The sequence below is a fragment of the Streptomyces sp. SID5469 genome (assembly GCF_009862865.1).
Taxonomy (GTDB): domain Bacteria; phylum Actinomycetota; class Actinomycetes; order Streptomycetales; family Streptomycetaceae; genus Streptomyces; species Streptomyces avermitilis.
In genome coordinates this window covers 7,846,989-7,860,118 of sequence record NZ_WWIN01000001.1, presented here as the reverse complement: position 1 = coordinate 7,860,118, position 13,130 = coordinate 7,846,989, and the positions used below count along the sequence as shown (strand labels likewise).

Sequence of the window (13,130 nt, the reverse complement as noted above, 5' to 3'; positions counted from 1 at the left end):
CCGTGGGACAGGGCTCGTCGGCGCACAGCCCGGTAACAGGACGAAGGAGACGCACCGGGAGCACGGCACGCGCTCCGCGGGCACGGGGTACCCGCGACACACCTGGGGCGCTGCGGAAACCGGGTGCACGGGGCGCGCCCGTGACAGATCATGGCGACATGTCTGCGAACCCACACGACGCTCTGCCGATCCGGCTCAACGTCGACGACAGCGACTCCCCGTCCGATGTCGTCGACGCGCTGTTCCTCGGCCGCTTCGCGACGGGCGAGCAGCCGCACTCGCACGCGGCGAACATCGACCGGGTGCGCACCGGGGCGACGCTGCTGCCGCCGGGCGCCCGGGTGCTGCGTTCGGCGCGCGACGACGACCGCAGCGCGACGCTGGCGGAGGGTGACGGCTGGACGCTCCTGGTGTCCCGCTGGAACCGGGGCGCCGACGTCACGGTCACCGCGACCAGCGCCGAGCTGGCGGAGAAGGTGCTCGGGCAGGCGACGGACGGCGCGGCGGACGAGCCGGAGCCGCAGCCGGAGAACGTGACGATGGGGTTCTGGTACGTGTCCCCGAGGCGCGGCCCGCACCGTACGACGCGCCAGATCTCGGCGGGCACGTGGGAGGAGGTCCGCCCCAACTACACGACGCCCGTCGCGGACGCGATGGACCGTCTGATGAAGACCACCCCGGAGGACATCGCGGGCCGGCTGCTGCTGCTCCACGGACCGCCGGGCACCGGGAAGACGTCGGCGCTGCGCACCCTCGCCCGCTCCTGGCGGGACTGGTGCCAGGTGGACTGCGTCCTCGACCCCGAGCGGCTGTTCTCGGACGTCGGCTATCTGATGGACATCGCGATCGGCGAGGAGGACGGGACGGGCAAGGGCCGCTGGCGGCTGCTGCTCCTCGAGGACTGCGACGAGCTGATCCGGGGCGAGGCGAAACACACGGCGGGCCAGGCGCTGTCGCGGCTGCTGAACCTCACCGACGGCCTGCTGGGCCAGGGGCGCAACGTCCTGGTGGGCGTCACGACCAACGAGGACCTGGAACGCCTCCACCCGGCGGTCGTCCGCCCCGGCCGCTGCCTGGCCCGCATCGAGGTGGGCCCGCTGACCCGCCGCGAGGCGGTGAACTGGCTCGGCACGGAGGAGGGGGTGGGCCGCGAGGGTGCGACCCTGGCGGAGCTGTACGCACTGCGCCGGGGCACGTCCCCGACCTCGCTGCCGGAGCCGCGGGAGGGGGCGGACGCGGGGCTCTACCTGTAGGCGCCCGGCCACCTCGGGCGGTGCTTTGATGGACGTATGACCCTGTTCGTCGGCACCTCGGGGTGGCAGTACAAGGACTGGCTGGGCGCCTTGTACCCGCCCGGGTGTCCCACGCGGCTCTGGCTGGAGGAGTACGCGACCCGTTTCGCCACGGTCGAGATCAACAACGCCTTCTACCGGCTGCCGTCGCGGGGCACCTTCGAGACCTGGCGGGAGCGCACCCCGCCGGACTTCGTGGTCGCCGTGAAGGCGAGCCGGTATCTGACCCACATCAAGCGGCTGCGGGACCCCGAGGAGCCGGTCCACCGCCTGATGACCCACGCCGCCGGCCTCGGCGACCGCCTGGGCCCGGTACTTGTCCAGCTTCCGCCCACGCTGCGTGCCGACCCCGGTCTGCTGGACGCCTGTCTCGCCTGTTTCCCGTCCGGCACCCGGATCGCGGTCGAACCGCGCCACGACTCCTGGTGGGCACCGGCGGTGCGCGAGGTGCTCGAAGCGCGGGGCGCCGCCCTGTGCTGGGCCGATGTCCTGTCCCGGCCCGCCACCCCGCTGTGGCGCACCGCCGACTGGGGGTACGTCCGCTTCCACGAGGGCCGCGCCCGCAGGTGGCCGCGCTACGGCCGCCAGGCCCTGGTGACCTGGGCGCGGCGCATCGCCGAGACCTGGCCCGACGATCACGAGGTCTACGCGTACTTCAACAACGACCCGCATGCGGCGGCGGTCGAGGACGCGGCGGTGTTCGCCCGGGTGGCGAAGGCGACGGGCCTGACGGTCACCCGTACTCCGGGCGGTGACGAATGAGCGCGGCCCGTCCCGGGCCCGTCCCGGCCACGGACGTCAGTCTCCGTAGGCCGCCCGCAAGGCGTCGCGTACGGCCGCCGACGCGTCCCCCTCGCTCAACCCGAGCCGCCGAACGCGCTCGGCGTACGCCTGCGCCGCCGACGCCGCCTCCCGTTCCGCGGCCGAGCCCGCTGCGGCGACGAACGTTCCGTTGCGCCCCCGCGTCTCGATCACCCCGTCCGACTCCAGCGCCCGGTACGCCTTGGCGACCGTGTTGGCCGCGAGGCCGAGCGACTCGGCCAGCCCCCGCACGGTCGGCAGCCGGTATCCCACCGGCAGCTCCCCCGAACGCGCCTGCTCGGCGATCTGGGCACGTACCTGTTCGTAGGGCGCGCCGCCTGCTTCGATGACGATCTTCAAGGTCACCGAGTGATTGTCCCGCACCGGCCGCCCGGCGCGGAGCGCTCGTCCCGCGCCCCCGGAAAATCGGAGGCCCCCGCCCGTGGTCCCCGCGTAGCGTGCGAGCCCATGACCTTGATCGTTCGCGAGCTGCGCCAGGACAGCCGGCCAGACGCCGAGGGCTTCGCCCACATCCGGCGCCTGGCCCTCCCCTTCTTCATCGTCACCCCCGAGTCCATCGCCTACGACCGGCGGCACACGCACCCCGACGCCCACTACCAGCCCCTGCTGGCCGAGGCGGACGGTGAGCTCGTCGGCACGGCCCAGGTCGGCCTGGTGCACGACAGCCCCGAGCCCGGACAGGCGTACCTCAACGTCTATGTGCACCCCGAGCGGCTGGGCGGCGGCGCGGGCTCCCTGCTGGTACGCACAGCCGAGGAACGCCTCCGCGCCCTGGGCGCGACGAAGCTGTTCGCATGGGTGCTGGACGAGCCCGCGAACCGGGCGTTCGCCGAGCGGCGGGGCTATCGCGCCAGTCGCTCCGGCCACTTCCTCCGCCTCGACCTGGCGCACGGCACCCTCCCCCCGCTCCAGTCCCCGCCCCCCGGCGTGGAACTGCGCACCGCCGCGGACTTCGCCGACGACCCGCGCCCGCTGTTCGAACTCGACGCGGAGACGAGCGGGGACGAACCGGGCGACGTCGATCACGAGTTCACGGACTACGAGGCCTGGCTGGAGGAGACCTGGCGGCATCCCCTCCTCAGCCACGAGCTGACCTCGGTCGCCCTCGTCGACGGCCGCCCCGCGGCGTTCAGCGCGGCCCGTACCGACGGCGCCACCCGCTACCACACCGGTATGACGGGCACCGCCCGCGCCTTCCGCGGCCGCGGCCTCGCCAAGCTCGCCAAGAACGACTCGCTGCACCGGGCCCGCGCCGCCGGCTTCACCGAGGCGTTCACGGGCAACGACGCCGGCAACGAGCCGATGCTGGCGATCAACAAGTGGTTCGGCTACGAGATCTGTGCGACGGAGGTGCGCTATGTCCGCGAACTCGGCTGAGGCAGTCGGCCAGGTGGAGGTCGTGCTGGTCAAGTCCGGCCGGACGAAGATCCGTTACCCCGCCGAGCTGCTCCATGACGACGGCACCCGGGTGGCCGTACGCGCCCCCTGGGCGGGTGACGGTGTCCGCGACTTCGGCTTCGTACGCTTCGAGCCGGGTGATGTCTTCACCGAGTACTACTGGCGTGACCGCTGGTACGCGGTGAAGGAGGTCCGTGACGGCCGGGGCACCCTGAAGGGCTGGTACTGCGACATCACCCGCCCGGCCACGCTCGTGGGCACCGAACTCGTCGTCGAGGATCTCGACCTGGACCTGTGGCGCTCCGCCGACGGCACGGCCGTGCTCCGTCTCGACGAGGACGAGTTCGCCGCGAGCGGTCTGGCGGTGTCGGACCCGCGGGCCGCGGCCGCCGCCGAGAACGCCCTCGACACGCTCGAACGCCTCGCCCGGGAGGGCGACTTCGAGGCGCTGCTGGCCTGAGCCCGGGCGGTCAAGGGGTGGCCACCACCGCGTATCTCTCGTCGGCCACCTCTTTGCCCCACAGCCGGGAATCGTCCGAGAGCCGCTCCACGCGCACGCTCTTCGCGAGGGGAGCGAGCAGCCCGGTCAGCCGGTCGGCGGACAGGCCGACCGGACTCACCGTCCCCCACACCCCCTCGACCAGCACCAGCCGCCCGCCGGGCCTCAGCAGTCCGCACCACCGCCGCAGGGCGCGGCCCGGGTCGGGCAGCGTCCACAGCACATGGCGGACGAGCACGACGTCGAACCGCTGCTCGCCGACCGGTGGCGCCGCCGCGTCACCGACCAGGAACGCCGCGTCACGTCCGGCCGTCTTGGCGCGGGCCAGGCCGACCATGGCCGGGGACAGATCCACGCCCGTCACCCGGTGCCCCCGCTCGGCCGCGAGGAGCGACAGACTGCCGGTGCCGCAGCCCAGATCCAGCACGTCGCAGGCCTTGCCCGGCAGCCAGTCCCGCAGCCGGGCCGCCCAGGCCTCCCGCACCACCGCGTCGCGCAGCCCGTGGTCCGGCTCGTCGTCGAACGTGGCGGACTCGGCGTCCCAATCCACGTCCGCCGAGATCGCCGAGGTTTCGGGGCCCCCGTTAATGGTCATGCCGCCAAGAGTGGCACCCGCCACTGACAGTCGATCGTGAGAACCGCCACTGACAGACCGCGTCCGATGAGGAACGCTCCCGGAAAGGGTCTACCTCCGTGAACATCGCGGAACCCGGTAGGCACAAGGAGGCAGCCATGCGCCGTGTGACCTTGCAGAAGCCCCTGAGGAAGTCTGTCTCCCGCCGGGTGCGGGAGGAGGCCGAGGAACGCCCCGCCGAGCGCCCGGAGGTCCGAAAGGACATCGCACGCACCTGGTGGCCGGACGGCTGAGCCGGGCCGTCCGCCGGCCACCGCTTGCGGTCGGGGGAACGTCAGGCGAGCCGCTTGCGGTAATGGATCCGGTCGTACGGCCCGTCCACCCGGCGCTCCACGAACTCGTATCCGTACTTCGGGTAGATCTTCTGGTTCTCCCACATCTTGGCGTTCGTGTAGAGCCTGACCTCGTCGAGCCCGAGCGCACGCGCGCGTGCGTCCACGAAGGCGAGCAGCCGTCGCCCCACGCCCTGCCCATGGGCGTCGGGGCGGACGGCGATGCTGTCGAGGAAGAGATGGTCCTCGAACGCCTCGATCACCACGAGGCCCGTCACCGGCTCGCCCAGGACGAACACCCGCCCCGCGGCCACGTTCGCCGCGTGGTCCGCCTCCATGGGCTGCGGCACGCGCCCGATGCGTTCGACGTAGTGGTGGTACGCGGCATCGGTCACGGCCTTCACGGCGTCCACGTCGGCGGCGACGGCGGGCCGTGTCTCGGCGTCGTTCCAGGCATCTGTCATGGCCGACACGGTACTTACCTGAGCGGAGCCTCAGCACTCCCTTAACGGGGCCATAAGGATCTCCATCACCCGCCTCCAGCAGGCGATTTCACGGTTTCTTGGGGATAGCTTGCTGATCAACCACCTGATCGCCCCACGCCCCCGGGACCGTTTCGAGGAGCTCCGCCATGTCTGCTCGCCGCAAGGCGGCCGCCGTCGCCGCCGCCGGTGCCGCCCCGCTCGCCCTGACCGCGCTCGCCGCCGCGCCCGCGTCCGCGCACGGCTCGATGGGCGACCCGGTCAGCCGGGTGTCCCAGTGCTACGCGGAGGGTCCCGAGAGCCCCGGGTCGGCGGCGTGCGGGGCGGCGGTCGCGGCCGGCGGCACACAGGCGCTGTACGACTGGAACGGCATCCGGATCGGTGACGCGAACGGGCGGCATCAGCGGCTGATCCCGGACGGCAGGCTGTGCAGCGCGGACAACGACGAGTTCAAGGGGCTCGACCTGCCCCGCGCCGACTGGCCCGCGACCGGCGTCAGCGGCGGGTCGTACACCTTCAAGTACCGGGTGACCGCCCCGCACAAGGGCACCTTCAAGGTGTACATCACGAAGGCCGGTTACGACCCGTCCAAGCCGCTCGCCTGGGACGACCTGGACCTCGGCCACCCGGTGGCGACGGCCACCGACCCGGCCGCGTCGGGCGGCTTCTACACGTTCTCCGGCACCCTCCCGCAGCGCTCCGGCAAGCAGCTCCTGTACGCGGTCTGGCAGCGCTCGGACAGCCCGGAGGCCTTCTACTCCTGCTCGGACGTCACGTACGGCGCGAGCAACGGCGGCGGCGACCGTGGCAGCGGCGGTACGGCGAGCGGCTCCTCGCCCGCGCCGACCGCCTCCGCGCCCTCCGACCGGCAGATCGAGAACGGTGCCGACAAGTCGACCGTCGAGCACCACGGCCACGGCGACTCCGACGCGAGTACGTCGGCGAAGCCCACCGCCGCCGGCGGCGCCGCGCGGACGACCGGGAGCGCGGCGAAGAGCCCGGCGAAGAGCGCCGACGAACCGGCCGCCGCCGGTGCCGCGGAGAACCTCGCCGAGACCGGTGGCGACGGCAGCGCCCCGTACCTCGCGATCGGCGGGGCGGCGGCGCTGGCGTTCGGCGCCGCCGCCCTGTTCGCCTCGGTCCGCCGCCGTGCGACGAGCGGCGGCCGGCACCACCGCTGAGGACTCCGGGGCCTGTCCGGCGGCTCAGGCCGGACAGGCCCCGGCGGCGATCTCCGGCCCGACCGCGGAGGGGGGCCGGAAGGGGGATCAGCTGAACACGGACGCGCAGGTGGTCCTGGTGGCGTGCGCCGGGTCGAGCGCGTTCGTCACCTCGTGGAACGCGATCCGGTCGATCAGTCCGATCGCCACGTGCTCCGAGAGGTCGAGTGGGCACAGGTCCTGCAACAGGACGTTGTGGACGTCGGAACCGCTCAGGAACGCCGTCCGGTACGGGGTGACCACCTCGTCGTACTGGGTGGCGATGACCGTGTAGTGGACGCCCGCCACGGTGTCGCCGCCCGCGTTGAGTTTGGCCATGAACGCGGAACCTACGACCTGGTCGGCGAGCCCGGGTGTGGCCGTGGAGAGCAGGTCCTCGGCGCCGGGGAAGTACGGCAGCAGGTTGGTGAGGCCGGACAGGGTGGTGCCGTGGTTGTTGGGTGCGATGCCGACGAGGGCGTTCACCTTGCCGGCTCCGCCGAGGAACTTGAGGTAGTAGCGGGGCATCATGCCGCCCTGCGAGTGGCCGACGAGGTCCGCCTTGGTGGCGCCGGTCGCGGTGAGCACCTTGTCCACGAAGACCTGGAGCTGTTCGGCCGACTTGTCGATGGGGCCGAGGCCGTGGAAGAAGGGAACACCCGACAGCTGGCCGTAGTCGAGCGAGAAGACGCAGTAGCCGCGGTGCTCCAGGTAGGGCGCGAGGCCCAGCCAGTTGTCGACGGAGTTCCCGAGGGTTCCGTGGACGAGGACGACGGGGCGGGGATGGGCGGCGGACGGCTTGCAGGAGTAGTCGTTCCAGCCGCTGCTCGGGGCGGAGTCGGCGTGGGCGGTGGCGGCGGGGACGAGGGCGACCGCGACGGTCAGCAGCAGCGCGGTCAGAGGTCTGAGAACTCGTTTCCAGGGCAGCATCGAGTGATCTCCTTGCGGCTCAAGGGAGTTGCGACGGCCTTACGCCCTGTGATCCGGATCACGAGGATGCTGTTCACTCGTCAAGTTACGGACGAGTAGTGCAAGTGTGAAGTTACGCGTCAGTAAAAACTTCCAGTGGTAACCGGCGCGGCCGGTACCGCGTCACCAGGTGGGCCTGATGGGGCCGGAGGGCGCGATGCGCGACAACCGCGCCCGCAGAAGGCCGACTTCCCCCTCGCCGAGCAGCTCGACCCATGGCCGCACGGCCTCCGCCGCCGCCTCTTCCGCGGCCCGCGTACAGGCCCAGCCGCGCTCGGTCAGCACGACGAGGCGGGCCCGGGCGTCACCGGGGTGCGGCCGCCGCTCGACGTACCCCTTGCGCACCATCTCGTCGACGAGCTGGCTCGCCGCCTGCTTGGTGACCCCCAGGTGGGCGGCGAGGTCGGTGACCGTCGCCCCGCCGGGGGCGAGCCGCGAGAAGGCGAAGCCGTGCGCGGGCCGCAACCCCTCGAAGCCGCGGGCGACCACGCCGTCGTGAATGCGTTGTGTCAGCTCACCCGCGGCGGCGAGCAGGGCGGCGGAGAAGGCCATGGCTTCGGAGTTCTGCACGGGGGCATTGAAACACCCTTGACATATTGGTCAAGCAGCTTGACTATATGGTCAATCCGCTTGACTACTTATGGAGGTCTCCATGCCCGTCGTCCGCCCGTCCGAGGCCGTGGTCCACGAGATCCACGGCGCCCGTTTCGTCTCGTACGCCACTCCGCTCAGCGGCAGCAAGGAGCTGTGCGCCTGGCGGGGCGAGATTCCCGCGGGGACGAAGGCCCCCGTGCACACCGTCAACCGTGAGGAGATCTTCCATCTGCTGTCCGGCGAACTGGTGATCACCCTCGACGGGCGCACCGAGCGGATCACCGCCGGCGACACGGTGATCATCAATCCCGGCGCGACCCTGGGCGTCGAGAACCCGACCGATCGGACCGCGGTCTCCTGGGTCACCACGTCCATCGGCCTCGAGGCGGAGCTGGCCGACGGCAGCCGGATCGTGCCGCCGTGGGCCAACTGAATTCTCGGCTGAATCCTCGGCGGACGGCTCAGGCGGCCAGCGCCCCCGGCACGATCGCGCGCGGGCCGAACTTCGCCCGCGCCCGGTCCGCGACCTCTTCGATCCGGCGGACCTTCTCGTCGACCGGGTCGAAGGTGAGCTGATGGGCGGCGTCCTCGGCGGGGCTCAGCCCCTCGGCACGCAGGGCGATCGCGCGGACCCGGGCCCGCTGGAGGCCGAGCGCCTCGTACATGCGGTACGCCGTCGCGGTGAGCGCCGCGGAGTGCGCGGTCGGCTCGGCGAGCGTACGGCTGCGGGTCGTCGAGGACCGGTCGGCGTAGCGCACGGTGAGGGTGAGCGTGCGGCAGACCTGTTCCAGGGTGCGCAGCCGGGTGCCCAGCTCCTCGGTGACCGAGAGCAGGGCGCGGCGGTGCCGGGACGGGTCCACCTCGTCGCGCGGGAAGGGGCGTTCGGCGGTGAGGGAGCGCGATACGGCGTTCGGCACGACCCGGCCGCGGTCGATGCCGGACGCCTTCTCGCGCAGCTCGCGGCCGGTGCGGGCACCGGTGAGGCGTTGCAGCGTGGACAGGGGCGCGGCGGCGACCTTGCCGAGGGTGTCGAGCCCGTACTCGCACAGGGTGCGGGCGGTGGCGTGGCCGACGCCGGGCAGCGCGACGACGGGCCGCTCCGCCAGGAACTCCGCGACGGCGTCCGGCTCTTCGGGCACCACGCGGGTCACCCCGGGTACGGCGTCCCGCAGGGCCATCCGCGCGAGCATGGGCCCCGGCCCGGCGCCGATCGCGCAGTCGATCCCGTAGTGCGCGAGCGCCCGCACCCGGATCAGCGAGGCGAACTCCACGGTCCCCCGCCCGAAGTACCGCTCGGCGCCCCGCAGATCCACCAGTGCCCCGTCGGGCGGCAGCGCCTCCACCACCGGCGTGAACTCCTCGAGCAGCCCGAGGAGCCCCGGCAGGGCGGCCTCGTACATCGGCGGCAGCTGGAAACGTATACAGAGGATGGTCATCCCGCACTCCCCGGACTCTGGTGCCACAACTTCTTTCCACCCGCCGGGCCTTCGCCCGCGGGACGCAGATCGGCCCAGGGGTGCATCTCGTACCCCGTGGGCATGCGGATCTTCCCGCCCTCGGCCGGATCGTCGTCACCGGACCTCTCCGCCGCCGGTACGGGCTCCGCCAGTCGCGCCGCCACCACGTCGAGGCCGCCCTCGGCGCGCAGCTCGACCAGCTCGGCGAGGTTCCAGGCGGCGGCGCCCACCACGCTGAGGCTGCGTGGCCCGCGCCGCTGTACGACCCCACGGACGAGCAGCAGCCAGGAGTGGAAGACGGTGTGCGCGCAGGCGTCGTGGGAGTCGTCGAAGAAGGCGAGGTCGACCAGGCCCGTGCCGTCGTCCAGGGTGGTGAAGATGACCCGCTTGCCGGAGCGGACGGGCGGGGTCTGGGTGGCCGCCTTGGCGCCCGCGACCAGGACCGTCTCGCCGTGCCTCGCCTCGCGCAGCCGACGCGCCGACACCACGCGCAGTTCGTCGAGGAACTCCCGGTGGTCGTCCATCAGATGGCGCGAGGCGTCCATGGAGAGCACGCCCAGTTCGGCGCTGAGCCGCTCCGCCGACGAGAGGTCGGGCAGCCCCGCGGACGCGGTCCCGCGCCCTCCGGTCAGCGGGAGCTGGCCCCCGCCCCCGCCTCGCGCGCCCCGGTGCAGCTCGGTCAGGTGCAGTTGCAGATCACGGCGGTTGGCGCCGAACGCGTCCAGCGCGCCGACCTGCGCGAGCCGCTGGGCGAGCGGCCGGCTCGGCCGGGCCCGCTCCCAGAAGTCGAGCAGCGAGGCGTACGGCTGCCCGTCCGCGATCCGTGCCGCCTCGGCCTCGCTGATGCCGTGCACGTCGGAGAGGGCCAGCCGCACACCCCATCGGCCGGGAGAACCACCGGAAGGACCGCCGGAAGAACCACCGGAAGGGTCGCCGGATTCAGACACCAGTTCGATACGGTGGGCGACCGCCGACCGGTTCACGTCCAACGGCAGGACCGGCACCCCGCGCCGCCGCGCGTCCGCGAGCAGCAGCCGTTTCGGGTACATCCCGGGGTCGTGCGTGAGCAGACCGGCGTAGAACGCGGCCGGGTGATGGGCCTTCAGCCACGCCGACTGGTACGTCGGTACGGCGAAGGCGACCGCGTGCGCCTTGCAGAAGCCGTACGAACCGAAGGCCTCGACGATCTCCCAGGTGCGCTGGATCGTCTCCGCGTCGTACCCGCGCACGGCCGCGTGCTGGGCGAACCAGAAGCGGATCCGCCCCTGCGACTCGGGATCGGACAGCCCCCGCCGCACCCGGTCCGCCTCGGCGCGCCCGCAGCCGGTCATGATGTCCACGATGTCGATGATCTGCTCGTGGAAGACCACGACCCCGTACGTCTCCTTCAGCGGCCCCTCCAGGTCCGGGTGCGGACAGCGGACCGGCGCCCGCCCGTGCCGCGCCTCGATGAACGGCCGCACCATGTCGGCGGCGACCGGTCCGGGCCGGAAGAGGGAGATGTCGACCACCAGGTCATGGAAGGTGGCGGGTTGCAACCGCCCCACCAGGTCCCGCTGCCCCGGCGACTCGATCTGGAAGCAGCCCAGCGTCTCGGCGGACCGGATGAGCCGGTACGTCGCCGGGTCGCCCGGCGGTACGGCGTCCAGGTCCACGGAAGTCCCCGTCGCCCGCTCCACCTCGGCCACCGCGTGCGCCATCGCGGACTGCATCCGCACGCCGAGCACATCGAGCTTGAGCAGCCCGAGGTCCTCGACGTCCTCCTTGTCGAACTGCGACATGGGCAGCCCCTCGCCGCTGGTCGGCACGACCGGCGTACGGGCGAGCAGCGAGGCGTCGGAGAGCAGGACCCCGCACGGGTGCATGGCGACTCCGCGCGGCAGGGCGTCGAGGGCCTCGACCAGCTCCCACAGCTTCCCGTACCGCCCCCCTTCCCGCCGGAACTCGCCCGCCAGTTCCCGCAGTTCGGGCAGCTCGGCCAGGGCCGCGCGGGCGTCACGCGCCCGGATGTGCGGGAAGGACTTGGCGATCCGGTCGATGTCGGCCGGGTCCATGGAGAGGGCGGCGCCCACGTCGCGGATGGCATGCCGTACGCGATACGTCTCGGGCATCGCGACGGTCGCGACCCGCTCGGTGCCGAACCGGCCGATGATCGCGCGGTAGACCTCGATGCGGCGCGCGGACTCCACGTCGATGTCGATGTCGGGCAGGACCGCGCGCCGCTTGGACAGGAAGCGCTCCATCAGCAGGCCGTGTTCGACGGGGTCGGCGTGCGCGATGCCGAGGAGGTGGTTCACCAGCGAGCCCGCACCGGAGCCGCGTGCCGCGACCCGAATCCCCATATCCCGTACGTCGTCCACGACTTGAGCGACCGTCAGGAAGTAGGACGCGAAGCCGTGGTGGGCGATGATGTCCAGCTCCCGGTGCATCCGCTCCCAGTAGTCGCGCCGGTCCGCGTAGCCGTGCCGCACCATCCCCGCCGCCGCCCGTGAGGTCAGCACACGCTGCGCGGTGCGGCGGCCGGCGCCGACGAGGTGCGGCTCGGGGAAGTGGACGGTCCCGATGCCGAGGTCGTCCTCGGGGTCGACGAGACACTCGGCGGCGGTGGCCTGGGTCTGTTCGAGCAGGCGGTACGCGGTGTCCCGGCGGTAGCCCGCGGCCTCGACGATCCGCTCGGCGGCGCCCAGCATGGCGTCCGCGTCCTTGAGCCAGGCCTCGCCGGAGTCCAGCTCCTTGGTGGGGTCGACGGGGACGAGCCGACGGGCGGCGTCCAGGACGTCGGCGACCGGGCCCATGCCGGGGTCGGCGTACCGGACGGCGTTGCTGAGCACCGGGCGGACGCGCTGCTCGGCGGCGAAGCCGACGGTACGGGCGGCCAGGCGCAGCGAGCCGGGTCCGGTGCCCTTGCGGCCGTGCCACACGGCTTCGAGGCGCAGCGCGTCGCCGTAGACCTCCCGCCAGGGCGCGAGCAGCCTCGCGGCCCGGTCGGGGCGCCCGGCGGCGAGCGCGCGGCCGACGTCGGAGGCGGGGCCGAGCAGTACGGTCAGGCCCTCGGCGTGGTTGTCGGGCCAGGGGAGCAGCGGCTGCCCCTCCCCCGTATGCGACGCGGTGACGATTCTGCAGAGGTCGGCCCAGCCGGCCGCGCCCTCCCGGGCGAGGAAGGTCACACGGGGTGTCGACTCGTCGATGAAGGCACCGCCGCGGACCGGGGCGCGCCGCTTGCCTCCGTGCTCGCGCTCCCCCGCCGAAGCCACCATGAGCTCCGCTCCGAACAGCGGCCGGACGCCCGCCGCGGCGCAGGCCTTGGCGAACCGGACCGTGCCGGCGAGGGTGTCCCGGTCGGTGAGCGCGAGGGCGTCCATGCCCCGCTCGGAGGCGCGCTCGGCGAGCCGCTCCGGGTGCGAGGCGCCGTAGCGCGGGGAGAACCCGGAGACGGTGTGCAGATGCGTGAATCCCGGCACACACACCTCCCGCACCTGTCGCACCCGGGCACCCTCACCCGGGCTATCGAA

Annotated in this window: 14 protein-coding genes; 7 read left to right on the top strand and 7 right to left on the bottom strand. The window is 72.7% G+C overall.

The genetic code is table 11. The annotated features are described in order from the left end of the window. The first annotated feature begins 158 nt into the window (after positions 1-158). Both GTY58_RS34105 and GTY58_RS34100 read left to right on the top strand, forming a co-directional pair. Positions 159-1,253, top strand: coding sequence for a DUF5925 domain-containing protein (locus GTY58_RS34105; RefSeq protein WP_010987969.1), 1,095 nt, complete (start codon positions 159-161; stop codon positions 1,251-1,253). 36 nt (positions 1,254-1,289) lie between these two features. Further along, entirely contained in the window at positions 1,290-2,054 is a 765-nt protein-coding gene (locus GTY58_RS34100; RefSeq protein WP_010987968.1) for a DUF72 domain-containing protein, read from the top strand. 36 nt (positions 2,055-2,090) lie between these two features. On the opposite strand, the gene GTY58_RS34095 is transcribed toward GTY58_RS34100, so the two are convergent. Continuing rightward, positions 2,091-2,459, bottom strand: coding sequence for a GntR family transcriptional regulator (locus tag GTY58_RS34095; protein ID WP_037646632.1), 369 nt, complete (start codon positions 2,457-2,459; stop codon positions 2,091-2,093). A 102-nt stretch (positions 2,460-2,561) separates the two neighbouring features. Between GTY58_RS34095 and GTY58_RS34090 the strand changes: the two genes are divergently transcribed. Both GTY58_RS34090 and GTY58_RS34085 read left to right on the top strand, forming a co-directional pair. Continuing rightward, positions 2,562-3,491, top strand: a complete 930-nt coding sequence (locus tag GTY58_RS34090) for a GNAT family N-acetyltransferase (protein WP_037646385.1) — start codon at positions 2,562-2,564, stop codon at positions 3,489-3,491. Next, on the top strand, positions 3,472-3,972 hold the full coding sequence (locus GTY58_RS34085) for a DUF402 domain-containing protein (protein WP_037646384.1): 501 nt from the start codon (positions 3,472-3,474) through the stop codon (positions 3,970-3,972). Before GTY58_RS34090 ends, GTY58_RS34085 begins: the two co-directional genes overlap by 20 nt. A gap of 10 nt (positions 3,973-3,982) precedes the next feature. Here GTY58_RS34085 and GTY58_RS34080 read toward each other — a convergent pair whose 3' ends face one another. Continuing rightward, positions 3,983-4,606, bottom strand: coding sequence for a class I SAM-dependent methyltransferase (locus GTY58_RS34080; protein WP_037646382.1), 624 nt, complete (start codon positions 4,604-4,606; stop codon positions 3,983-3,985). 137 nt (positions 4,607-4,743) lie between these two features. On the opposite strand from GTY58_RS34080, the gene GTY58_RS41415 reads away from it, so the two are divergent. Further along, positions 4,744-4,878: a hypothetical protein gene (locus tag GTY58_RS41415; protein WP_255222049.1), complete on the top strand. Its 135-nt coding sequence runs from the start codon at positions 4,744-4,746 to the stop codon at positions 4,876-4,878. Between the two features lie 41 nt (positions 4,879-4,919). Here the strand turns inward: GTY58_RS41415 and GTY58_RS34075 are convergent, their stop codons facing one another. Next, positions 4,920-5,381, bottom strand: a complete 462-nt coding sequence (locus tag GTY58_RS34075; protein ID WP_037646381.1) for a GNAT family N-acetyltransferase — start codon at positions 5,379-5,381, stop codon at positions 4,920-4,922. Positions 5,382-5,548: 167 nt separating this feature from the next. On the opposite strand from GTY58_RS34075, the gene GTY58_RS34070 reads away from it, so the two are divergent. Next, positions 5,549-6,580 carry a lytic polysaccharide monooxygenase gene (locus GTY58_RS34070; RefSeq protein ID WP_010987961.1) on the top strand — a complete coding sequence of 344 codons (1,032 nt, stop codon included), beginning with the start codon at positions 5,549-5,551 and terminating at the stop codon, positions 6,578-6,580. A gap of 87 nt (positions 6,581-6,667) precedes the next feature. Here the strand turns inward: GTY58_RS34070 and GTY58_RS34065 are convergent, their stop codons facing one another. Together GTY58_RS34065 and GTY58_RS34060 are read right to left on the bottom strand one after the other, a co-directional pair. Further along, on the bottom strand, positions 6,668-7,528 hold the full coding sequence (locus GTY58_RS34065; RefSeq protein WP_010987960.1) for an alpha/beta fold hydrolase: 861 nt from the start codon (positions 7,526-7,528) through the stop codon (positions 6,668-6,670). 162 nt (positions 7,529-7,690) lie between these two features. After that, the gene (locus tag GTY58_RS34060) at positions 7,691-8,137 is read right to left on the bottom strand and encodes a MarR family transcriptional regulator (RefSeq protein ID WP_010987959.1); all 447 of its coding nucleotides are present in this window, start codon (positions 8,135-8,137) and stop codon (positions 7,691-7,693) included. A gap of 82 nt (positions 8,138-8,219) precedes the next feature. On the opposite strand from GTY58_RS34060, the gene GTY58_RS34055 reads away from it, so the two are divergent. Then, complete coding sequence (locus GTY58_RS34055) at positions 8,220-8,594, top strand: cupin domain-containing protein (protein ID WP_037646631.1); 375 nt, start codon at positions 8,220-8,222, stop codon at positions 8,592-8,594. Positions 8,595-8,622: 28 nt separating this feature from the next. On the opposite strand, the gene GTY58_RS34050 is transcribed toward GTY58_RS34055, so the two are convergent. Together GTY58_RS34050 and dnaE are read right to left on the bottom strand one after the other, a co-directional pair. After that, a complete protein-coding gene (locus GTY58_RS34050; RefSeq protein WP_010987957.1) occupies positions 8,623-9,597 on the bottom strand; it encodes a hypothetical protein in 975 nt (324 codons plus the stop codon). Beyond that, the gene (dnaE, locus tag GTY58_RS34045; RefSeq protein WP_010987956.1) at positions 9,594-13,079 is read right to left on the bottom strand and encodes a DNA polymerase III subunit alpha; all 3,486 of its coding nucleotides are present in this window, start codon (positions 13,077-13,079) and stop codon (positions 9,594-9,596) included. The genes GTY58_RS34050 and dnaE overlap by 4 nt, the downstream gene beginning before the upstream one ends. Between the last annotated feature and the right edge of the window lie 51 nt (positions 13,080-13,130).

Excerpts from the sequence above, each read along its gene's own strand:
- GTY58_RS34105 (WP_010987969.1), top strand. The coding sequence starts at position 159 with ATGTCTGCGAACCCACACGACGCTCTGCCGATCCGGCTCAACGTCGAC.
- GTY58_RS34100 (WP_010987968.1), top strand. The coding sequence starts at position 1,290 with ATGACCCTGTTCGTCGGCACCTCGGGGTGGCAGTACAAGGACTGGCTG.
- GTY58_RS34090 (WP_037646385.1), top strand. The coding sequence starts at position 2,562 with ATGACCTTGATCGTTCGCGAGCTGCGCCAGGACAGCCGGCCAGACGCC.
- GTY58_RS34085 (WP_037646384.1), top strand. The coding sequence starts at position 3,472 with ATGTCCGCGAACTCGGCTGAGGCAGTCGGCCAGGTGGAGGTCGTGCTG.
- GTY58_RS34080 (WP_037646382.1), bottom strand. The coding sequence starts at position 4,606 with ATGACCATTAACGGGGGCCCCGAAACCTCGGCGATCTCGGCGGACGTG.
- GTY58_RS41415 (WP_255222049.1), top strand. The coding sequence starts at position 4,744 with ATGCGCCGTGTGACCTTGCAGAAGCCCCTGAGGAAGTCTGTCTCCCGC.
- GTY58_RS34075 (WP_037646381.1), bottom strand. The coding sequence starts at position 5,381 with ATGACAGATGCCTGGAACGACGCCGAGACACGGCCCGCCGTCGCCGCC.
- GTY58_RS34070 (WP_010987961.1), top strand. The coding sequence starts at position 5,549 with ATGTCTGCTCGCCGCAAGGCGGCCGCCGTCGCCGCCGCCGGTGCCGCC.
- GTY58_RS34065 (WP_010987960.1), bottom strand. The coding sequence starts at position 7,528 with ATGCTGCCCTGGAAACGAGTTCTCAGACCTCTGACCGCGCTGCTGCTG.
- GTY58_RS34055 (WP_037646631.1), top strand. The coding sequence starts at position 8,220 with ATGCCCGTCGTCCGCCCGTCCGAGGCCGTGGTCCACGAGATCCACGGC.
- GTY58_RS34050 (WP_010987957.1), bottom strand. The coding sequence starts at position 9,597 with ATGACCATCCTCTGTATACGTTTCCAGCTGCCGCCGATGTACGAGGCC.